This is a genomic window from Streptomyces sp. PSU-S4-23 (assembly GCF_055632315.1).
On record NZ_JBVMUU010000002.1, the window covers coordinates 604,386 to 624,055 of the forward strand.

A 19,670-nucleotide genomic window follows, 5' to 3' on the forward strand; every position below is an offset into this window, starting at 1 on the left:
GTTCAGCCCTTCGTGGCGGAATCGATGTCGGTGGAGGTGAAGCGGTGCTGGAAGACGATGAAGAGCGCCACCGCGGGGGCCGCCAGCACGCACGCCCCGGCGAGGATGGTGCCGAACGGGTTGGCGGCGGCCGCGGCGACGGTGCTGATGTAGTTGGCCAGGGAGACGGCCAGCGGCTGCATGTCCTGCCGTTTGGTGACCAGGAACGGCCAGAGGAACTCGTTCCAGGGCCCGGTGAAGCTGAGCAGCACCACCGAGAGCAGGGCGGGCCTGCACAGCGGTACGGCGATGCGGAACAGGATCTGCAGTTCGCCGGCGCCGTCCATGCGGGCCGCCTCGAACATGGCGGCCGGCAGTTGCAGGAAGAACTGCCGGAAGACGAAGACGGCACTGGTGTTGATCGCGAAGGGCAGGATCATGCCCAGGTAGGAGTCGGCGAGGCCGTAGTCGCGGACGATCAGCACGTACAGCGGGATCATCAGGAGCTGGAAGGGGACGACCTGCACCAGCAGGACCAGCGCGAAGGTGGAGCCCCGGCCCCGGAAGTGCAGGCGGGCCAGCGCGTATCCGGCGAGGAGCCCGAAGACGGTGGTGCAGAGGATGACACCGCCGGTGAAGATCCCGGAGTTCACCAGCGAACGTCCCAGCGAGATGGCCGAGTTGATGGCCGTGTAGTTGTGCAGGCTCAGATTGCCCGGGTCGGGGAAGGCCCCGGCCGGAGTGGAGTCGGGCTCCTTCTGCAGCGAGCCGATGACCATGTAGTAGAAGGGGAAGAGGAAGGCGAACGCCCCCACGAGCAGCGCCGCCTTCGACCAGAGCGATCCCGCGGCACGTCCCGCGGCGCCCGCCCTGCGGCGCTGCTTCGCGGCCGGCGTGGCTGTGATGTCTGCGGCCATCTCAGTCCCTCTCCATGAAGCGCCGGTAGGCGAGCGACACGGCGGTGATCAGCACGATGAGGATCACGCCGATGGCGGCGGCCTCGTCGGGGTGCCCCTGCTGCAGTCCCCGCTGGTACATCAGCAGGACCGGAGACGTCGTGGCCCCGTCCGGCCCGCCGCCGCTGGTGAGCAGATAGGGCTCGGTGAAGAGGTTGGCCCCCGTGATCGTGGCCAGGACCAGGACCAGCAGCGTGGCGGGGCGTACCGCGGGCACCGTGATCGACCGGAAGATGCGCAGCCGGCCCGCGCCGTCGAGGGCCGCCGACTCGTACAGCTCCTGGGGGACGTTCTGCAGTGCCGACAGATACAGCACCACGAAGAAGCCCAGTTGCTTCCAGGCGACGAAGACCGCGACGACCGGCATCGCCAGATGGGAGTTCACCAGCCAGGACGGGTCGGGTGCCAGCGGCCCGAGGGCGCGGTTGACGAGGCCGCCGGAGTTGAACAGGAACATCCACACGCCCACGACCGCGACACTGGCCGTGATGTAGGGGACGTAGTACGCCGTCCGGAAGAACGAGCGGAACCGCAGCTTCTGGTTGAGCGCGCCGGCCAGGACCAGCGAGGCCACCACCGTCAGCGGCACGTTGATGACGAGGAAGACGGCGATGTTGAGGAAGGAGCGCCACACATCGGGGTCGGTGAGGACCGTGGTGTAGTTGTCCAGCCCCACGAAGGGCCGGTCGACCTGTACGCCTGGCGCGGCGAAGAAGTAGTCGTGGAAGGACATCCACACCGCGAAGCCGAGCGGATACACGAAGATCGCGGCCAGATACAGCAGATACGGAGAGACGAACAGCAGGCCGACGGGCTGGCGTCCGGCGAGCCGCGGCCGCCGTCCCCGCCCGCGCCCGGCCGCCCTCCTCGCGGCTCCGGGGACGGCGTGCCCGGAGCCGTGGGTGTCATGCGTGGTGGAGGACATGGCCGTGGATCACTGGCTCCCGGCCAGCTTGCCGGCCTTGTCCGCGGCGGCCTTCAGGGTGCCGGTGAGGTCGCCCTTGCCGAAGATGACGGCCTTCGTGTACGCGTCGCGGAAGGTCTGCCAGATCTCCACCGAGTTGGGCACGTTCGGCGCCTCGACGGTGTGCCCGGCCTGCTGCGCGAAGACCTCGTAGTCCTTGTGGGACGCGAAGTAGGCGGGGTAGGCGGAGGTGAGGTCCGAGCGCATCGGCATCTGCCCGGTCGCCTCCAGGAGCTTGCCGTCCTGCTCCTTGCCGGTGGCGAACTTCATGACGTCCCAGGCGGTGGCCCGGTTCTTGCAGGAGGTGTACATGCCGATCGACTTCTCGTCGCTGAACGTGCCCTTGCCGGGCGCGCCGTCGGCGGTCGGCACCGGCACCGCGCCCCACTTCACCTTGTCGCCGTAGACGGCGACCGCCCAGGGGCCGACGATGGCCATGGCGGACTTGCCCTCGCCGAAGGCGTCGCCGTTGTAACTCTCCTTGGGAGCCAGGCCGTCGGCATACATGGTCTTCCACAGCTGGGCGGCCTTCAGGCCCTCGGGCGAGGCGAACTGGGCCTTGCCGTCCTCGACGAGCTGCTTGCCGGTCTGCGCGGTGAACAAGGGGTAGAAGTCGAACCAGGACTGGTAGAACTCCGAGGTGGGCGCGGGCCAGATGGCGGCCTTGGCGCCGCTGCTCCCGACGAGCTTCCGCGAGGTCGCCAGGAAGTCCTGGTAACTGGCCAGCTTGGGGTGCTCGGGGTCCAGCCCGGCCTTCTTGAAGAGCTCCTTGTTGTAGAAGATCATCACCGGGTTGCTCTTCCACGGCATCTGGTAGTACTTGCCGTCAGGGGAGGCGTACTGGCCGAGCCGGTCGCCGACCCGGGACTTCAGGTACCGCGTGCCGTCGGGGAAGTCGTCCAGGGCGACCAGGCCGCCCTGCTTCTGGAATCCGGGCACGGCCGCCGGGGCGGTGTTGAGCACCAGGCACGGCGCGTTGCCCGCCGTGATCGCCGCGCCGATGACCTCTTCGGAGCTCTTGCCGGCGGGTATCTCCTGCGCGGTCACCTTCTCCTTGGGGTGGGCGGCGTTCCAGGCGGCCACCATGCGCTTGCCCCACGCGACTTCCTGGGCGTTGTTCGAGTACCAGATCGTGATCGGGCCACGGGCGTCGTTCGCGGCGCTGCCGGAGTCGGATCCGGCGCCGCTGCCGCACGCGGTCAGCGCCAGGGCGGTCGCCGGCAGTATGGCGAGGAGGGCCTTCTTCATGGGGAGTTCCGTTTCTCACTGGTGTGGAATCAGTCGGCGGGACGGCGTCGCTGGGCGGGCGCCGGCCGTCTTCCTGAATGAAGGAGGGGGAGCGAGGAGGGGGATCCGGGAGGCCGCCGTCACCGGCGGTCATCCGGCCCCGCGGGTGGGGGCGGGACCCGTGGAGCCGCGTACCACCAGCGTGGCCGGGTCCAGTTCCACGTCGGCCGTGGTGCCGTCCGCTATGACCTCCACCAGCGCCTGTGCGGCGGCCCTGCCCCAGGACACGGGGTTGGCGCGGCAGGTCGTCAGCGGAGGGCTGGTCCAGGAGGCCAGGGGCACGTCGTCGAAGCCGACCACCGAGAGATCGTCGGGCAGCCGCAGGCCGGCCTCCTGGGCGACCGCCATGCCGGCGGTGGCCGACAGATCGTTGCCGTACACGATGGCGGTGGGGGGTGTGGGCCGGGCCAGCAGCGCCCGGGTGGCCTGCGCCCCTCCCTCGGCGGTGAAGCCTCCCGGCAGTGAGGTCCCGGCGGGCAGGCCCGCTTCGGCGAGCGCGTCGGCCCACGCCTGGCGGCGGCGCCGTGCGTGCACGTACTCCTCCGGGCCCGCCACGTAGGCGATGTCGCGGTGCCCCAGTTCGACCAGGTGCCGCATGGCGCCGCGTACCGCGGGACGGTCGTCCAGGTTCACCGCCGGAAGGTCCGTGCCCCCCTCGACCGCGCCCACCGCCACCGCGGGCAGACCGAGCTCCGCGACGAGGGCCGGCCTCGGGTCGTCCACGCGCAGGTCGGTGAGGAACACTCCGTCGACCCGCTGGTCGGCCGCGAGCCTGCGATAGGTCTCCAGTTCGTCGCGGGGGCGGCTCATCTGGAGCATCAGACCGTCGCCGGTCTCGGAGATCACCGTCTCGATGCCCGCCATGAACGCCGGGAAGAAGGGATCGGTGCCGATCAGCTCGGGCTCGCGGGCCAGGACCAGGCCGACGGCACGCGCCCTGCCCGTGGACAGTGCCCGCGCGCTGCGGCTCGGGGTCCAGCCCAGTTCCTCGGCCGCCGACCGGACGCGCTGCTGAGTGGCGAGGGCCACGCCGGGGCGGTTGTTGAGGACGAAGGAGACGGTTGCGCGGGACACCCCGGCCAACTGCGCCACATCCGCGATGGTGGGACGACGGGCCATTGCGCGACTCCGGTTTCTGCGGGGACGGGAACTACGGCGTCCGACCGGTTCGTCCCGGCCCCGGAGTGTCCGACGCCGGGGCTTGAACCGGTTTAAACGATGGCCCGTAGCTTCGGCGTAACCCCGCCGTAAAGTCAAGAGCCCGCGAGGGACTGTCCCCTTAGGGGCATAGTGATGAGAATTGGCAATATTTGTCCGATACGGACATCCGCGACCGTCTCACGCCGCCGGCGCACGAAATCCCATACAGCGAAGACAGGTCCCCATATTCACCTGATGAGCCGTCAGGTGAATATGGGGTGCGGCCGTCGATGCCGGAGAATTCCCGCCGGCCTTTCGGACGACGGCACCAGAAATACACGGAGGGGGATTCCACCGCGCACGGCGCCGGAATTCATCCGCGTCCTCGGCTCTCGTTTCCCTCGTCGGGTACGCGGATTCGCGGGGTGACGGTTCGCAGATCACCGCGGTCGCGGTCATGGTCGCGGTCGCGGTCCGGGAGGCTTCCGTCCCGCTCCCGGCGGTCCTGCCGCTCCCGCTGCTCCCGCTGCTCCCGCTGCTCGTCGCGGAGCACCTCCAGGACGGTGGAACCGTCGATGGTCTCGCGGGTGACGAGCAGGTCGGCGAGCCGGTCCAGGGCCCCGCGGTGGTCGCGTATCAGTCCCGTCGCCCGGCTCTCCGCCTCGCGCAGCAGCCGGGCGGCCTCCTCGTCGATGATCCGCTGGGTCTGCTGCGAGTACGGCTGCCCGAAGGGTTCCTCGGCGTTCTCGCCCAGATAGCGCGGGTTCGTGGAGGCATATCCGACGGGCCCGAGAGCCGATGACAGGCCGAAATCCCGGACCATCCGTGTGGCGATCTGGGTGGCGCCGGCCAGGTCGTTCGCGGCGCCACTGGATCCCTCGCCGAAAACGACGAGTTCGGCAGCCCGGCCACCGAGCCGGACGGCGAGCAGATCGGTCAGATATCCCTCGCTGTACAGATGGCGTTCGGCCTCGGGGAGCTGCTCGGTCACCCCGAGCGTCATGCCCGACGGCAGGATGGTGACCTTGGCGACGGGGTCGGCGTGCTCGCACAGGGCGGCGACGAGGGCGTGGCCCGATTCATGGATCGCGACCGAGTGGCGCTCTTCGGGCAGCAGGGCGTTGGACGCGTCACGGCGGCCGAGCAGGACGCGGTCCCGGGCGGCGTCGAGGTCGTCCGGCTCGATCAGCACCCGGTCGGCGCGGACGGCGTTGATGGCGGCCTCGTTCACCAGGTTGGCGAGGTCCGCGCCGGAGAATCCCGGAGTACCGCGGGCGACGATGTCGAGGTCGACGTCGGGGGCGAGGATCTTGCCCCGGGCGTGCACCCGCAGGATGGCGGCGCGCTCGGCCTGGTTGGGCAGCGGGACGGTGACCTGGCGGTCGAAGCGTCCGGGGCGCAGCAGGGCCGGGTCGAGGGCCTCCGGCCGGTTGGTGGCGGCGAGGACGACGATGCCCGTGGACTGGTCGAAGCCGTCCATCTCGGCCAGCAGCTGGTTGAGGGTCTGTTCGCGCTCGTCGTTGCCGCCGAGTCGCGCACCCCCCGCGCGCCGCGCGCCGACGGCGTCGATCTCGTCGATGAAGATGATGGACGGCGCGCGTTTGCGGGCGTCCTCGAACAGGTCCCGCACCCTGGACGCGCCCACTCCGACGAACATCTCCACGAAGGCCGATCCGGTCACGGACAGGAACGGCACGTCGGCCTCCCCCGCGACGGCACGGGCGAAGAGCGTCTTGCCGGTGCCGGGCGGCCCCACCATGATCACCCCACGTGGGCCCTTGGCGCCGGCGGCCGCGTAGCGCGCCGGGTTGCGCAGAAAGTCGACGACCTCGCTGATCTCCTGTTTGACCCCGTCGTACCCGGCCACGTCGTCGAACCGGGTGGTGGGCCGCTCCGCCTCGATGATCTTCGCCCGGGAGCGGCCGATGGCGCTGAGCCCGCCGGTCACCGAGCGGGAAGCGCGGCGCCCGATCCACCAGAAGAAGCCGAACAGCAGGAGCAGCGGCAGGAAGGCCACCAGGACCGACAGGAACGGGTTGCCGCCGCTCTTGGTCTGGGTCGCGGTGATCTTCACATGCTTGGCCTGGAGCTGCTGCTGGAGCGATCCGGTGCCGAGAGCGGTGGGAAGCTGCGTGGTGAACTTGGTGCCGTTCGCCAGGGTGCCGCTGACCGCCCCCTTGTCGTTGATGTCGACCGTCTTGACCTGGCCGACACCGACCTTGGTGACGAAGTCGCTGTAGGTCAGGCGGGTGGGCGAGGGCCCCGACGGGGACCGGACCAGGATCAGGACGGTCAGGAACACCACCCACACCAGCGGGATGACCCACCACGGCCAGCCCGACCGCGGCTGCCGCTCCGTCGGCGGTGTGGGCGTGTCCCGCGGCGGCCCGGACTTGGCCGGCGGTGTGAGGTGCCGGTGCGGCATCCGCACTCGCGTGATCACAATGCGCCTCCTGGGACGAACCTCATGTCACCCGGCCGTTCCGTACCGCCGTCCGGGTCGCACGACAGGTCCCCTCCTCTCATGGTCCCTCGGTCGGCGCATTGCCATCGGCGGCGCCGGGGCCGCCTGCGGCGGAAACCCGGCGCGCCGGCCGGCGCGCATGCCCCCGGTCGCCGCTCACGGCAGTTCCGGTACGACGGCCACCGGGCACCGGGCGTGGTGCAGCAGGGTGTGCGCCACCCGCCCCAGCTGGAGCCCGCCGCGGTCGTGGCCGCGCCGTACGCCGACGATCAGGAGGTCGGCGGCGGCGGAGCGGTACAGGAGGACCTTGCGGGCGAGCCCCTCGACCGTGGACCGGTTCACCCTGACGTCCGGGTGGTCGGCCAGGGCGTCCTGCAGCAGGGCATCGATCAGCGTGGCCGCCCGCTCCTCGTGGTAGCGCGCCGGGTCCCCGGCGAGCAGCGGGTGGTCGACGGGCTCGTGGGCGGGGCGGCGCCAGCTGCGTACGACGTCGAGGGCGCACTGCCGGGCCTCGGCCTCGCGCAGGGCGAACCGGACGGCCGTGCCGCAGGTGCCCGGTTCACCGGCGCCGAGCACGATCCGCCCGTGCGCGCCCTCCAGCGCCGCCCGGTCGCCGCGGACCACGATCACCGGCCCGGAGGCACGGCCCGCCACCGTCAGGCTGACGGAGCCGAGGAGCAGTTCCTTCAGCTCGCCCCGGCCCCGGGATCCGGTGATCACGGCCGTGGCGTTGCCGCCCTCGCGCAACAGCGCCACCACCGGGTCCTCGGGAAGGACCTCGGCGGTGACCTTCACCTCCGGATTGCGGCGCTGCACGCGCTCCACCGCGGTCGCGACGATGTTGTCGGCCATCACCTGGTGCGACGGGCGCTCCAGGCCGCCCGAGGGCAGAACGCCCTCGTATCGCTCCCACAGCGACGCGTAGACCAGACGCAGCGGCAGGCCGTGCCGTGCGGCCTCGTCGGTCGCCCAGTCCACCGCGAGCAGGCTGGAGTCGGATCCGTCGACGCCTGCCACCAGGGGCAGATCCATGGTTCCCCACCGCCTTTCGGTCCCGTTGCGGACATCCGCAGCCGAGCAGGTCCCCCTGTCACCGTCACACCCGCCGGGAGGAGGTGAGAGGGGCGGTTCGGCCCTTGTCGGGGACGACCGGCCCCCCAAGCCGTTGCGCGTCCCGGGAGATCGCCGGGCTCGTGGAGGGGCCGGGCCCGGAGAGGACGTTCGGACCCCTGCGGCGGACTGTTCGGCCCCAGCGCCCGAGGATCGGGCGCGGTGCACTGGAACGTGCCAGGAGCCGTAACGGCGGCCGAGGAGACAGGGCCATGGCCACCCTCGCACACCGGCACGGGTCTCCGCTCCCCGAGCCGCCCCGCCGATCCCCCGACGGGGTCGCGCGGGCACGGACCGAGCGCACCGAGATCCGGCAGACCACACGGTCCGCACCCGGCGGGCCCGGGCGGGCGGAACCCGCCGGCGCCTGCCGGAGCCGGTGCGGAGCGCGCACGGAAGGAGTGCGGAGCATGCAGCACCGGACCGTCGCCGAAGTCATGACACACCGGGTGGTCACGGCGCACCCGGACTCGTCCTTCAAGCACATCGCGCAGTTGTTGCGCGACAACGACGTCACGGCGGTCCCCGTCGTCGACGACGAGGGGCGCCCCGTGGGGGTGGTGTCCGAGGGGGACCTGCTCCGCAAGGCGGCGAGCCTGCCCGACCCGGAGGGACGGGCGCTCGGACGCCGGCTCGGTCTGGACGAGCTGAGCCGCGCCGGCGCCGAGACCGCGGAGGCGATGATGACCACGCCCGTGGTGACGGCACGGCCCGGCTGGAACGTCGTCGAGACCGCGCGGACCATGTACCGCAACAAGGTGAAGCGCCTGCCCGTGGTGGACGACACCGGCAGGCTCGTCGGCATCGTCAGCCGGGCCGACCTGCTGCGGCCCTTCCTGCGCGGCGACGGGGCCATCCGCGACGAGATCCGCCACGATGTGCTGGGCGCGGTCCTCGGCCTTCCGGCGGACACCGTCGGGGTCGAGGTGCGCGAGGGCGTCGTGACGCTCACCGGGCGGGTCGAGCAGCGCTCGCTCGTCCCGGTCGTCGAGCGCCTGTGCCGCTCCGTGGACGGCGTCGTCGCCGTCCACCAGTCGCTCGGCTACGCCTACGACGACCTCGGCTCCGACCTGGAACCACCGAGGCTGCGCGGAAGGGGAGGCAGCGGTCATGAGACATCTGCGCACCGTGGGTGATGTGATGACCCGCGAGGTCGTCTCGGTCGGCCGTGACGCGCCGTTCCGGGAGATCGTGGAGTCGATGCGGCAGTGGCGCGTCAGCGCTCTGCCCGTGCTGTCCGAGGAAGGGCGCGTCGTCGGCGTGGTGTCCGAGGCCGATCTGCTGGTGCGGGCACAGGGCGACGACACGTCCGGGGCACTGACGGCCGCGCGTCTGATGACCGTCCCGGCCGTCACCGTCCCGCGGACCGCCACGATCGAGGGCGCGGCACGGCTGATGGCGCGCGGGCCCCTGAAGCGGCTGCCCGTGGTGGACGACGAGGGGCGCCTGGTGGGGGTGGTCAGCCGCTCCGACCTGCTCAAGATCTACCTGCGCCCGGACGAGGACATCGCTCAGGAGGTCAGGAGCGGCCTGGATGCCCTGCTCCCGGCCGGTCACCCCGGCCTCGACGTGCGGGTGGAGAACGGTGTGGTGACCCTGCGCGGAACCGTGCCCGAGCAGGCACCGGTGGCCGCACTGGTCCGGGTGGCACGCGCCGTGCCCGGCGTCGTGGACGTGCGCGAACGTCTCGGCGCCGGACTGTCCGCCGGGTGAGGCCCGGCGCACCACGACGGGGAGCCCGCGGACGGCCCGGCCCTTCGGGTGATTCCCGGCCCGTCCGGGTGTCGCGGGCCGTACCTCCGTGAGAGCGGCAACACCGTGGGGACTGACCGATCCGCCAGGAGGCCCCCATGGAGATGCCCTTCATCAACGAGTGCGCGGTCGAGACGTGCGCGTACAACGTCGGCAGCGCCTGCCACGCGCTGGCCATCACCGTCGGCGACCCCCCGCACGCCCGGTGCGACACCTTCTTCGTCACCTCGGGCAAGGGCGGCGACCCGGCCGCCACCGGACAGGTCGGGGCCTGCAAGATGACCGACTGCCGGCACAACACACGGCTGGAGTGCCAGGCATCCGGAATCGCCGTGGGGCCCGGCCAGGACCGTGCCGACTGTCTGACGTACAGCGTCCGCTGAGGAGCCGGCACGTGAAGATCTCCGAGGCGATGAGCACTCCGGCTGTCGCGCTGCCCCCCGGCGCCTCCCTCGCGGAGGCGGCCCGGCAGATGGACGAGTACGGCATCGGTTCCGTGCTCGTCGTCGACGACGGCGCGCTGCGCGGCATCGTCACCGACCGCGACCTCGCGGTGCGCGGGCTGAGCGGCGGCCTGGACCGGGAGGCGCGGGTGGACACGGTGATGTCGCCGCAGGTGGTGACGGTGGACGTGGCCGACGACGTCCACGTGGCCTACCGGACCTTCCGCGGGTCGGGGGTGCGCCGCCTGCCCGTGCTGGACGGGCACCGGGTCGTGGGCGTGCTGACGGTGGACGACCTGCTGCTGGACGTGTTCCAGCGGCTGGCCGACCTCCTGGGGCCGGTCGCCTGGAGCATCCTCGAAGAGCCGCCCGGCCCACCCTCGGCGACACCCGCGTAAGGGCGCCCCCCCGCCCGCCCCGGTAAGGGCGCCCCCGCCCGCCCCGGTACGGCGGTCGGGCGGCCGCGGGGACGGCTCGGCGGCGGCCACGGCGCTCCAGCAGGCGGCCACAGCGCCCGGCGGCGGCCACGGCGCTCCAGCAGGCGGCCACAGCGCCCGGCGGCAGCCACGGCGCTCCGGGGCGGCCGCGGGGTTCCGGCGGCGGTCACGGCGCCCCAGCAGGCGGCCACGGGACTCGGCGGCGGCCACGGCGCTCCGGGGCAGTCACGGCGCTCCAGCAGGCGGCCCCGGCGCTTCGGGGCGGCCGCGGGGTTCCGGCGGCGGTCACGGCGCCCCAGCAGGCGGCCACGAGACTCGGCGGCGGCCACGGCCCTCCCGGGCAGTCACGGCCCTCCCGGGCGGTCACGGCCCTCCGGGGCAGTCGGGGCGTTCCGGCCGCGTCACTGCGGCGCACGGCGATTCCGGCGGCGTCACGGCGATTCCGGGCGGACGATCACTACCGGGCAGTTCGCGTGCAGCGCGACCTGCTGGCTGACGGATCCCAGCAGGGCCCGGCTGAAGCCGCCGCGCCCCCGGCTGCCGACCACCAGGGCCTCGGCGCCCTCGGCCGCCCTCAGCAGCACGTCGGCGGGGGTGCCGCGCACCAGGATCGCCCTGACCGAGGCGGCCCCCTCGGCGCCGAGCACCTCGCGCAGCTCCCGCTCCAGCGCCTGGCGCGCATTCGCCTCGTCGAAGTCGGTGTCCGTGGCCGGACCCGACCAGCCGTACACACCCGGCAGCTCCCACACGGCCACCGCGTCCACGTCCGCGCCGATCAGCCCGGCGTGCCGGACGGCCCAACGCAACGCCTCGCGCGAGGACGGCGAACCGTCGACGCCCACCACGACCCTAGGCCCCGGGGCAGCCCTCTCCATGCGTCCCACCTCTTCCGTGCCCTGGCCGGCCGTGGCGCCCTCGCCGGCGGCTCTCACCGGACCCCGCCTCCACGCTGCGCGACGCGGGGGCGGCCCGCCACGGGAGGGCGGCCGAGGGCGTGGCGCACGGGCGGGTGGTCCTCCGTTCGCGGACGCGGACCCCCGCGCCGAGCATGAGAGGGAGCACCCACCCGAACGGCACGCGCGGGGGCGAGGAAGGGACCGCCATGACGCAGGACGTCATCGCCAAGACGACACCGGCTCCCGTGCCCCCGGTCCTCACCGACTACGACCGGGCCTGCGCCGAGTTCAGCTGGACCGCCGCACGCCGTCGGCTGTCCGGGCTGCCGGACGGCGGACTGAACATCGGCCACGAGGCCGTCGACCGCCATGTGGCCGAGGGCCGGGGCGAGAGCGTCGCGCTGCGCTGTGTGCGCCGCGACGGGACGGCCGAGTCCGTCTCCTACGCACGGCTCGCCCGGCTGACGAACCGGTTCGCCAACGTGCTGCGGTCCCTCGGTGTGGATCGCGGGGACCGCGTCTTCACACTGCTCGGCCGCTGCCCGGAACTGTTCACGGTGGTCCTCGGCACGCTCAAGAACACATCCGTGCTCTGCCCGCTGTTCCCGGCCTTCGGCCCGGATCCCGTGGCCCAGCGCATGCGGCTCGGCAACGCCCGCGTCCTGGTCACCACCGAGCAGCTGTACCTGCGCAAGGTCGCTCCGGTGCGGGACGGTCTTGCCGAACTGGACCACGTGCTGATCCTCGGTGACCGCCGCGCGGACCTTCCCGGGACGCTCTCCTTCGAGGCGCTGATGGAACGCGCCGACGACGACTTCCGGGTGCCGTCCACCGATCCCGGGGAGATGGCGCTGCTGCACTTCACCAGCGGCACCACCGGGGCCCCCAAGGGCGCGGTGCATGTGCACGAGGCCGTCGTCGCCCACCACGTCACGGCCGCGTACGCGCTCGACCTGCACCCGGACGACCGGTACTGGTGCACCGCCGACCCCGGCTGGGTGACAGGCATGTCGTACGGCATCATCGCCCCGCTCACCCTCGGCGTCACGGTCGTCGTCGACGAGGGCGACTTCGACACCCGCCGCTGGTACGGCATCCTCGCCCGGGAGAAGGTCACGGTCTGGTACACGGCCCCCACCGCCCTGCGCATGCTGATGCGGGCCACCCCCCGGCAGGGCCCGTACGATCTGCCGCGCTCGTTCGACCTGTCGGCGCTGCGGTTCATCGCCTCGGTGGGCGAGCCGCTCAACCCCGAAGTGGTGCTGTGGGGCCGGGACGTGCTGGGACTCCCGGTCCATGACAACTGGTGGCAGACCGAGACCGGCTGCATCGTCATCGCCAACCTGGCGGCCTGCCCCGTCAAGCCCGGCTCGATGGGGCGCCCCCTGCCCGGCATGACCGCGGCCGTCCTGGCCCGCGGGCCCGACGGCACGGTGTGGCGCTCGCCCGAGGGCCGTGTCCGGGAGGTCCAGCAGCCCGGCCAGGAAGGCGAACTGGCGCTGCGCCCGGGCTGGCCGTCGATGTTCCGCGGCTATCTGCACGCGGACGAGCGGTACGCGGCCTGCTTCGCCGACGGCTGGTACCTGACCGGCGACGTCGTGCGCAAGGACAGCGAGGGGTACTTCTGGTTCGTGGGCCGCGCGGACGACGTCATCAAGTCCGCGGGCCACCTGATCAGCCCGTTCGAGGTGGAGAGCGCCCTGCTGGAGCACCCCGCGGTGGCGGAGGCGGGGGTGATCGGGCGGCCGGACCCGACGGCCGGCGCGATCGTGAAGGCGTATGTGTCGCTGCGCCCCGGGGTGGAGCCGGACGACGGCATCCGGAACGACCTCCTCGCCTTCGCCCGTCGCAAGCTGGGACCCGCCGTCGCGCCCAGGGAGATCGCCTTCGACCGGAACCTGCCGCACACCAGGAGCGGCAAGGTCATGCGGCGGCTGCTGCGGGCGCGCGAGACGGGCCTGCCGGAAGGCGACACCTCCACCCTCGAGACACCGGAGCCCGCGGCGGCGCCGGGCCCGTCCGCTGCGCCGGCGCCGGGCTCCGCCGCGGCCCATGAGACCTCGGAGCACGCGCCATGAGCCCCACCCGCAGGCATCCGGCCAGGACCACGCACCGCACCCCGCACCAGGACGCCGCCGCCAAGCACCGCCGCGGCCTGCTGGCCTCCATGCTGCTGATCCGCCGCTTCGAGGAGCGCTGCGTCGAGTTGTACAGCGCCGCGAAGATCCGCGGCTTCGTGCACCTGTACATCGGGGAGGAGGCGGTGGCGGCCGGTGTGCTGGAGGCGCTCGAACCGGAGGACGCGGTCGTCTCCACCTACCGCGAACACGGCCATGCCCTCGCCCGCGGCGTCCCCACGGACGCCGTCATGGCGGAGATGTACGGGAAGGCCACCGGGTGCAGCCGCGGCCGGGGCGGTTCCATGCATCTGTTCGACGCGGGCCGCCGCTTCTACGGCGGCAACGCGATCGTGGGCGGTGGCATCCCCCTCGCCGCGGGGCTCGCCCTCGCCGAGAAGATGCGCGGCACGGCGGGCATCGTCTGCTGTTTCTTCGGCGACGGCGCCTTCGCGGAGGGCGAGTTCCACGAGACCGCGAACCTGGCCACGCTGTGGGGCCTGCCGCTGCTGCTGGCGTGCGAGAACAACCTGTACGCGATGGGGACGCCGCTGCGCGTCGAGCACGCGCAGACCGACCTGGCCATGCGCGCCGCCTCCTACGGCATGCCGGCCTGGGCCGTCGACGGCATGGACGTCCTCGCGGTCGAGGAGGCGGCCCGTCGCGCGGTGGCCGGCATCCGCGCGGGGCACGGCCCGCACTTCCTGGAACTGCGCACCTACCGCTTCCGTGCCCACTCCATGTACGACCCCGACCGGTACCGCGACAAGGCGGAGATCGCCCGCTGGCGGGCCCGTGACCCGCTCACGCTGCTCGGCGAACGGATGCGGGCGGCGGGCGAGCTGGACGAGGCGTCGTACGCCGAACTGGACCGGCGCGCCACGGAGGAGGTCGACCGCGCGGTGGCGGCCGCGGAGGCCGCTCCGGCGGAACCGGTGGCGGACCTCCTCCGGTATGTGACCACGGCCCCCGGCGACGCGTCGGAGACGGACCGATGAAGACCGTCACGACGACCTACCGCGAGGCCCTGCGGGAGGCCCTGCGCGAGGCGCTGTCGTCCGACGACCGGGTCTTCCTGCTGGGTGAGGACGTCGGCGGCTACGGGGGCTGCTTCGGCGTCAGCCTCGGCCTCGTCGAGGAGTTCGGCCCCGGCCGGGTGCGCGACACCCCGCTGTCCGAGTCGGCCTTCGTCGGTGCGGGCATCGGTGCGGCCGTCGCCGGCATGCGGCCCATCGTCGAGATCATGACCGTCAACTTCAGCCTGCTGGCGCTCGACCAGATCCTCAACAACGCCGCCACCCTGCGGCACATGTCCGGCGGGCAGCTCTCGGTGCCGGTGGTCATCCGGATGACCACCGGCGCCGGACGGCAGCTGGCGGCCCAGCACTCGCACAGTCTGGAGGGCTGGTACGCCCATATCCCCGGCATCCGCGTCCTCGCGCCCGCGACGCTGGAGGACGCGCGCGGCATGCTGGCCCCCGCGCTCGCCGACCCCGACCCGGTGGTCATCTTCGAGCACGGGTCCCTCTACAACTTCTCGGGCGAACTGGCCGTCCCCGACGGCCCGCTGGACATCTCCTCGGCGGCGGTCCGCCGCCCCGGCGACGACGTCACGGTGCTCACCTACGGCGGCTCGCTGCCGAAGGCCCTCACCGCGGCGGACCTGCTGGCCGCCGAGGGCATCGGCGCCGAGGTCGTGGACCTGCGCGTCCTGCGCCCCCTCGACGACGCCACGGTCATGGCGTCCGTCACCAGGACGCACCGTGCGGTCGTCGTCGACGAGGGCTGGCGCACCGGGAGCCTCGCGGCCGAGATCTCCGCCCGGATCACCGAGCAGGCGTTCTACGAACTCGACGCACCCGTCGGGCGGGTGTGCAGCGCCGAGGTGCCGATCCCCTACGCCAGGCATCTGGAGGAGGCCGCGCTGCCGCAGGCGGAGGACATCGCCGCCGCGGCCCGTGAGGCGGTGGGACGCCGTGGGTGAGTTCACCATGCCGTCGCTCGGTGCGGACATGGAGGCGGGCACCCTCCAGGAGTGGCTCGTCGCACCCGGGGACACGGTGACGCGCGGTGACGTGATCGCCGTCGTGGAGACCGAGAAGGCCGCCATCGAGGTCGAGTGCTTCGAGTCGGGAACCGTCGGCCGCCTGCTGGTGGCGCCCGGCACCAGGGTGCCGGTCGGCACCCCGCTGGCCCTGATCGAGGCAGCCGGGGTGCCGACCGGGACACCGCCGCAGGCCCGCCCCGCGGCGGCCGAGGGTGCGGAGGAGGCCCCGGTGGCGGAGGCCGCGGTACCGGAACGGGGCAAGGAGGCCGCAGTGCCGGAACCGGCGCCGGAGGCCGCAGTACCGGAACCGGCCCCGCAGGCCCCACCACCGGTCCCCGGCGCGCCGGCGCCGCCCGCGGCCCCGGCCAGGGGCGCTCCCCCCGCCGGGCGCGCGGCTTCGGCCCGCCGGAAGCGGCCGGCACAGCCCCCTCCACCGGCACCGGCCGCGGCGGCCGCGCCGGGTCCCGCCGTCGCCCATGCCGAAGCCGGGCCGCTGGTGCGGCACCTCGCCGACGAGCGGGGCGTCGACCTGGCGGCGCTGCGCGGCAGCGGGCCCGGCGGCAGGATCACCCGCACCGACGTCGCACACGCCCTGCCACAGCGCGGCCGGCGGGTGCGCGCCACGCCCTACGCGCGCCGCCTCGCCGGGGAGCTGCACATCGATCTGGCCACCGTGCACGGCACCGGCGAGGACGGCGCGGTACGGGCGGCCGACGTGCAGGAGGCCGCGCGCGCACCCGCCGCGGCACCCGCCCCCGCCGCCCCGCAGGCCCCGGCGCCGGCCCGTACCCCACCCGGTCCCCCGCCCCGGACCGGGCCGGCCCCGGCGGAGTCCGCGGGGATGCGCCGGGCGATCGGCGAGCTGATGAGCCGCGCCAAGCGGGAGATCCCGCACTACTACCTGGCCACGACGATCGACATGGACGCGGCGGTCGCATGGATGCGAGCGCGGAACCGGGAACTGCCCGTGGGCGAACGCATGGTGCCGGCGGCGCTGCTGCTCAAGGCGGTGGCCACGGCGGCCCTCCAGGTCCCGGATCTCAACGGCTTCTGGCAGGACGGGGGTTTCGTCCCCGGCGACGGTGTGCACCTCGGTTTCGCCGTCTCGCTGCGCGGCGGGGGGCTCGCCGCGCCGGTCATCCGTGACGCCGGCTCCCTCACCCCGGTGGAGCTGATGGCCCGGCTCAAGAGCCTCGTCGAACGGGCCCGGAGGGGCCGGCTGCGCGGCACCGAGATCACCGGAAGCACCCTCACCGTCACCAGCCTCGGCGACCAGGGCGTCGAGGCCGTCTTCGGCGTCATCCACCCGCCCCAGGTCGCCCTGGTGGGTCTCGGGGCCGTGGTCGAGCGTCCCTGGGCGGACCGCGGGATGCTCGGGGTGCGGCCGGTCGTGACGGCCACCCTGTCCGCGGACCACCGGGCCACCGACGGCGCGGTCGGGGCCCGGTTCCTGAGCGCCGTCGACCGTCTGCTGCAGAGACCGGAGGACCTGTGATGGACCGCAGCGATGCCGAGACCCTCGTCAAGGACGCGATCATCCGGGTGGTGCCGGGCGCCGACCTCAGCCGTCTGGGGCCCGACGACCCGTTCCGCGACGCGCTCGAATTCGACTCGCTGGACTTCCTCAACTTCGTCGAGATCCTGTCCGAACGCAGCGGCCTGCACATCGACGAGGAGGACTATCCACGGCTGACGACCCTGAAGGACGCCGGCGATTTCCTGGTCGCACGGGCACCGTGATGCGGCGTCAGCGGCCGCGGTGCCGGGTCCACCGGGGTTCGACGAGTTCCCATTCGCGGTCCCACCGCGCGAGGCGGCGGCGGTCCAGGGACAGCCGGACGCCCCTCCAGGCGCCGCCCAGGCCCAGCGCGACGGCGGTCGCGGCGGCAAGGCCCGCGCCGACGCTCACGGTCGTGTTCACATCGCGGGTGACGGGCGGCGCGGTGACCCGGCCACCGGCGTCCAGCCAGATGACCACCGTGGCCCCCTTCCGCTCCCCGGACGCCACGGGGGCCACCGCGACATGGGCTCCCCCGGCGTCGCTCCACCGGACCGGCGCCCGCGCGCCGATGTCGCCGCCGGGGCGGTCGAGGCCGGCCTGCGCATCGGACAGCAGCCGCGCCGCGACCGGATGCCGTTCGGCGAGCTGCGCCTGGCGCAGCTGCCCGTAGTGGCGGTGGGTCGCGCTCCCGGCCACCCACGCCGCCGCGGGCAGCGCCACCACCAGCAGCGCCGTCAGCAGCAGCCGAAGGCGCCGCTCCAGGCGGTCCGACGGTCGTTCGAGGGGGTTGCGCACGCTGTCCGGACGGTGCCCCCGGAGATGCGGTGTCCGCATGACGCGGCCTCCCGTCCCGGCCCGGGGCAGCTGCACCGCCGGCGCCGATCCCGCGCGTACCGTCCGGCACGGGAGGAGGGGGGCGGTCGGCGGCGGCTGCGCGGCACCACGGCGAGGAAGGGCCGTCGCACGGCGGCTCGGGGCGTGCGAGGACGGCGGCCCGGCGGCTGCCGTGTGACGGCGTCGTGAGGCGACGGGCGCGGCCCGTCAGGACTCGGTGATGCGGATGTGCCGCGACGCGGCGGCCCGCACCTTGGGCGCGGTGACGGTGAGCACACCCTCGCCGAGGCTCGCGCTGATCTCGTCGGCCTTGACGTCGGCGGGCAGCAGGACGCGGTATGCGAAGCGCCCGGTGCGGCGGGTGCTGCGGCGCAGCACGCCTTCTCGCTCGCGCTCCCCGCATTCGCCGGTGATGCGCAGCTCCCGCTCACTGATCTCGATGTCGATGGCGTCCCGTCCGATGCCGGGCAGGTCCGCCTCGATCACGTACGCGTCATCGGTCTCCCGCATCTCTGCGGCGGGTGTCCAGGCCGACGTCCCCGGGGCGGTGGCGGCGGTCTCCAGCAGCCGGCTCATGCGCTCGAACAGGTCATCGAACCCGGCGGCGGCCGGTTCACCCCGTCCCCGTGCCGGAAACGACCTCTCCAGCAGGCTGCCGGGCCGGTGTCGTACGGGCAGGGTCATCGCGGGTCACCTCCGCGAACGTGTGCCATTCGGGTCAATTTCCATGGTGCACGCCGCCCGGGTGCCGGGCGACTCGGGCCCCGGGGCCCGCTCGCCCGCGCCGCCGTCGGCACTCACCCCCAGACGCCGTACGAACGCGATCTCGCCGCGTGCCAGGGCACGCCTCAGGTGCTCCCGCAGATCCGCGTACGCCGTGCGCCCGGCGTGTGCCTGTGCCGCCATGCCCGGACCAACGACGGACGCCCGGCGCCCGGCGTGGGCCGGACGGGCGGACCTGCGCGCCGTGGTGACCTCCCGTCACCCGTGACCGCCACACTCGTGGGCGGGCGGGACGGCCACCGGGGCGCGGGAGGGACCGTACGGAGCGGAAGGAGGGACCGGTGACGGCACTCGTCGGCGCGGTGGTCATCGGGATCGGCAACGCGTTCCGGCGGGACGACGGTGTCGGGCGGGCCGTGGCCGCGCTGGTGCGGGAGCGGGCCGCGGCGCGGCCGCTGCCGCCGGGCACCGAGGTCCGGGAGTGCGACGGGGACCCCGGCCGGCTGATCGGGCTGTGGGAGAACACCGGCCTGGCGGTCGTCGTCGACGCCTGCTTCCCCGCTTCGGCACGGCCGGGGCGGATCCACCGGTGGTGTCCCACCCCGGGCGCCCTTCCGCGCCCCGCCGCGGGGCGGCACAGCACCCACGGACTCGGTCTCGCCGAGACGCTGCGCCTGGCCCACTGCCTCGGGCGCCACCCCGGCCGGCTCGTCGTCTACGCCGTCGAGGGAGCCGACCGGTCGCTGGGCACGGGTCTGACGCCCTCGGTGGCCGAGTCGCTGCTGCCGGTGGCGGAGCGCGTCGAGGCGGACGTCGTGCAACACGCCGGAGCCGCACCGCACCCCGGGCCCGACGGGTGAGGCGACCGCCTGGGGCCGCACCACCCGGGGCCGCGGCCACCCGATCGGCGGACCGGGCCTCGTCCCGTGGGACCGCCCGTGGGACCGCCCGTGGGACACGCCGGACCGGCGTCGGACCCGGTGGCGCCCGCGCCTGACACGCTGTGCGTGGCCGGCGTTC

Annotated in this window: 19 protein-coding genes; 10 read left to right on the plus strand and 9 right to left on the minus strand. The window is 73.5% G+C overall.

The features are described 5' to 3' along the window. Positions 1-2: 2 nt before the first annotated feature. The 6 genes from ACZ79I_RS03485 to ACZ79I_RS03510 form a co-directional block, all read right to left on the minus strand. Positions 3-896, minus strand: a complete 894-nt coding sequence (locus tag ACZ79I_RS03485) for a carbohydrate ABC transporter permease (RefSeq protein ID WP_471493948.1) — start codon at positions 894-896, stop codon at positions 3-5. 1 nt (position 897) lies between these two features. Continuing rightward, entirely contained in the window at positions 898-1,860 is a 963-nt protein-coding gene (locus ACZ79I_RS03490) for a carbohydrate ABC transporter permease (protein WP_471493950.1), read from the minus strand. A 9-nt stretch (positions 1,861-1,869) separates the two neighbouring features. Then, positions 1,870-3,147, minus strand: a complete 1,278-nt coding sequence (locus ACZ79I_RS03495; protein ID WP_471493952.1) for an extracellular solute-binding protein — start codon at positions 3,145-3,147, stop codon at positions 1,870-1,872. Positions 3,148-3,276: 129 nt separating this feature from the next. Then, positions 3,277-4,305, minus strand: coding sequence for a LacI family DNA-binding transcriptional regulator (locus ACZ79I_RS03500; RefSeq protein WP_471493953.1), 1,029 nt, complete (start codon positions 4,303-4,305; stop codon positions 3,277-3,279). Positions 4,306-4,699: 394 nt separating this feature from the next. After that, on the minus strand, positions 4,700-6,769 hold the full coding sequence (gene ftsH / locus ACZ79I_RS03505; protein ID WP_471493955.1) for an ATP-dependent zinc metalloprotease FtsH: 2,070 nt from the start codon (positions 6,767-6,769) through the stop codon (positions 4,700-4,702). 177 nt (positions 6,770-6,946) lie between these two features. Beyond that, positions 6,947-7,822 (minus strand): universal stress protein, encoded by an 876-nt coding sequence (locus ACZ79I_RS03510; RefSeq protein ID WP_471493957.1) that lies wholly within the window; start codon positions 7,820-7,822, stop codon positions 6,947-6,949. A 488-nt stretch (positions 7,823-8,310) separates the two neighbouring features. Here ACZ79I_RS03510 and ACZ79I_RS03515 point away from each other — a divergent pair, with 488 nt between their 5' ends. From ACZ79I_RS03515 to ACZ79I_RS03530, 4 genes are all read left to right on the plus strand, one after another. Further along, positions 8,311-9,036 (plus strand): CBS domain-containing protein, encoded by a 726-nt coding sequence (locus ACZ79I_RS03515; protein ID WP_471493958.1) that lies wholly within the window; start codon positions 8,311-8,313, stop codon positions 9,034-9,036. Next, the gene (locus ACZ79I_RS03520) at positions 9,011-9,613 is read left to right on the plus strand and encodes a CBS domain-containing protein (protein WP_471493960.1); all 603 of its coding nucleotides are present in this window, start codon (positions 9,011-9,013) and stop codon (positions 9,611-9,613) included. Before ACZ79I_RS03515 ends, ACZ79I_RS03520 begins: the two co-directional genes overlap by 26 nt. A 137-nt stretch (positions 9,614-9,750) precedes the next feature. After that, positions 9,751-10,035 carry a DUF1540 domain-containing protein gene (locus ACZ79I_RS03525; RefSeq protein ID WP_471493961.1) on the plus strand — a complete coding sequence of 95 codons (285 nt, stop codon included), beginning with the start codon at positions 9,751-9,753 and terminating at the stop codon, positions 10,033-10,035. Between the two features lie 11 nt (positions 10,036-10,046). Then, a complete protein-coding gene (locus ACZ79I_RS03530; protein ID WP_471493963.1) occupies positions 10,047-10,493 on the plus strand; it encodes a CBS domain-containing protein in 447 nt (148 codons plus the stop codon). A 470-nt stretch (positions 10,494-10,963) separates the two neighbouring features. Here the strand turns inward: ACZ79I_RS03530 and ACZ79I_RS03535 are convergent, their stop codons facing one another. Continuing rightward, positions 10,964-11,407, minus strand: coding sequence for a universal stress protein (locus ACZ79I_RS03535; protein WP_471493964.1), 444 nt, complete (start codon positions 11,405-11,407; stop codon positions 10,964-10,966). Between the two features lie 227 nt (positions 11,408-11,634). Between ACZ79I_RS03535 and acsA the strand changes: the two genes are divergently transcribed. The 5 genes from acsA to ACZ79I_RS03560 are packed head-to-tail and all read left to right on the plus strand — an operon-like array spanning position 11,635 to position 17,332. Further along, positions 11,635-13,506: an acetate--CoA ligase gene (acsA, locus tag ACZ79I_RS03540; protein ID WP_471493966.1), complete on the plus strand. Its 1,872-nt coding sequence runs from the start codon at positions 11,635-11,637 to the stop codon at positions 13,504-13,506. Next, positions 13,503-14,543, plus strand: coding sequence for a pyruvate dehydrogenase (acetyl-transferring) E1 component subunit alpha (gene pdhA, locus ACZ79I_RS03545; RefSeq protein WP_471493967.1), 1,041 nt, complete (start codon positions 13,503-13,505; stop codon positions 14,541-14,543). The genes acsA and pdhA overlap by 4 nt, the downstream gene beginning before the upstream one ends. Continuing rightward, positions 14,540-15,529, plus strand: coding sequence for an alpha-ketoacid dehydrogenase subunit beta (locus tag ACZ79I_RS03550; protein WP_471493969.1), 990 nt, complete (start codon positions 14,540-14,542; stop codon positions 15,527-15,529). Before pdhA ends, ACZ79I_RS03550 begins: the two co-directional genes overlap by 4 nt. Then, the gene (locus tag ACZ79I_RS03555) at positions 15,522-17,087 is read left to right on the plus strand and encodes a dihydrolipoamide acetyltransferase family protein (RefSeq protein ID WP_471493970.1); all 1,566 of its coding nucleotides are present in this window, start codon (positions 15,522-15,524) and stop codon (positions 17,085-17,087) included. Before ACZ79I_RS03550 ends, ACZ79I_RS03555 begins: the two co-directional genes overlap by 8 nt. Further along, entirely contained in the window at positions 17,087-17,332 is a 246-nt protein-coding gene (locus tag ACZ79I_RS03560) for an acyl carrier protein (protein WP_471493972.1), read from the plus strand. The genes ACZ79I_RS03555 and ACZ79I_RS03560 overlap by 1 nt, the downstream gene beginning before the upstream one ends. A gap of 7 nt (positions 17,333-17,339) precedes the next feature. Here the strand turns inward: ACZ79I_RS03560 and ACZ79I_RS03565 are convergent, their stop codons facing one another. Next, the gene (locus tag ACZ79I_RS03565) at positions 17,340-17,927 is read right to left on the minus strand and encodes an Rv1733c family protein (RefSeq protein ID WP_471493973.1); all 588 of its coding nucleotides are present in this window, start codon (positions 17,925-17,927) and stop codon (positions 17,340-17,342) included. 207 nt (positions 17,928-18,134) lie between these two features. After that, positions 18,135-18,611 (minus strand): Hsp20/alpha crystallin family protein, encoded by a 477-nt coding sequence (locus tag ACZ79I_RS03570; protein ID WP_471493975.1) that lies wholly within the window; start codon positions 18,609-18,611, stop codon positions 18,135-18,137. 380 nt (positions 18,612-18,991) lie between these two features. Here ACZ79I_RS03570 and ACZ79I_RS03575 point away from each other — a divergent pair, with 380 nt between their 5' ends. Then, on the plus strand, positions 18,992-19,510 hold the full coding sequence (locus ACZ79I_RS03575) for a hydrogenase maturation protease (protein ID WP_471493976.1): 519 nt from the start codon (positions 18,992-18,994) through the stop codon (positions 19,508-19,510). The last annotated feature ends 160 nt before the right edge of the window (positions 19,511-19,670 follow it).

Excerpts from the sequence above, each read along its gene's own strand:
- ACZ79I_RS03490 (WP_471493950.1), bottom strand. The coding sequence starts at position 1,860 with ATGTCCTCCACCACGCATGACACCCACGGCTCCGGGCACGCCGTCCCC.
- pdhA (WP_471493967.1), top strand. The coding sequence starts at position 13,503 with ATGAGCCCCACCCGCAGGCATCCGGCCAGGACCACGCACCGCACCCCG.
- ACZ79I_RS03485 (WP_471493948.1), bottom strand. The coding sequence starts at position 896 with ATGGCCGCAGACATCACAGCCACGCCGGCCGCGAAGCAGCGCCGCAGG.
- ACZ79I_RS03515 (WP_471493958.1), top strand. The coding sequence starts at position 8,311 with ATGCAGCACCGGACCGTCGCCGAAGTCATGACACACCGGGTGGTCACG.
- ACZ79I_RS03495 (WP_471493952.1), bottom strand. The coding sequence starts at position 3,147 with ATGAAGAAGGCCCTCCTCGCCATACTGCCGGCGACCGCCCTGGCGCTG.
- ACZ79I_RS03570 (WP_471493975.1), bottom strand. The coding sequence starts at position 18,611 with ATGACCCTGCCCGTACGACACCGGCCCGGCAGCCTGCTGGAGAGGTCG.
- ACZ79I_RS03550 (WP_471493969.1), top strand. The coding sequence starts at position 14,540 with ATGAAGACCGTCACGACGACCTACCGCGAGGCCCTGCGGGAGGCCCTG.
- ACZ79I_RS03565 (WP_471493973.1), bottom strand. The coding sequence starts at position 17,927 with ATGCGGACACCGCATCTCCGGGGGCACCGTCCGGACAGCGTGCGCAAC.
- ACZ79I_RS03525 (WP_471493961.1), top strand. The coding sequence starts at position 9,751 with ATGGAGATGCCCTTCATCAACGAGTGCGCGGTCGAGACGTGCGCGTAC.
- ACZ79I_RS03560 (WP_471493972.1), top strand. The coding sequence starts at position 17,087 with ATGGACCGCAGCGATGCCGAGACCCTCGTCAAGGACGCGATCATCCGG.
- ACZ79I_RS03535 (WP_471493964.1), bottom strand. The coding sequence starts at position 11,407 with ATGGAGAGGGCTGCCCCGGGGCCTAGGGTCGTGGTGGGCGTCGACGGT.
- acsA (WP_471493966.1), top strand. The coding sequence starts at position 11,635 with ATGACGCAGGACGTCATCGCCAAGACGACACCGGCTCCCGTGCCCCCG.
- ACZ79I_RS03520 (WP_471493960.1), top strand. The coding sequence starts at position 9,011 with ATGAGACATCTGCGCACCGTGGGTGATGTGATGACCCGCGAGGTCGTC.
- ACZ79I_RS03500 (WP_471493953.1), bottom strand. The coding sequence starts at position 4,305 with ATGGCCCGTCGTCCCACCATCGCGGATGTGGCGCAGTTGGCCGGGGTG.
- ACZ79I_RS03510 (WP_471493957.1), bottom strand. The coding sequence starts at position 7,822 with ATGGATCTGCCCCTGGTGGCAGGCGTCGACGGATCCGACTCCAGCCTG.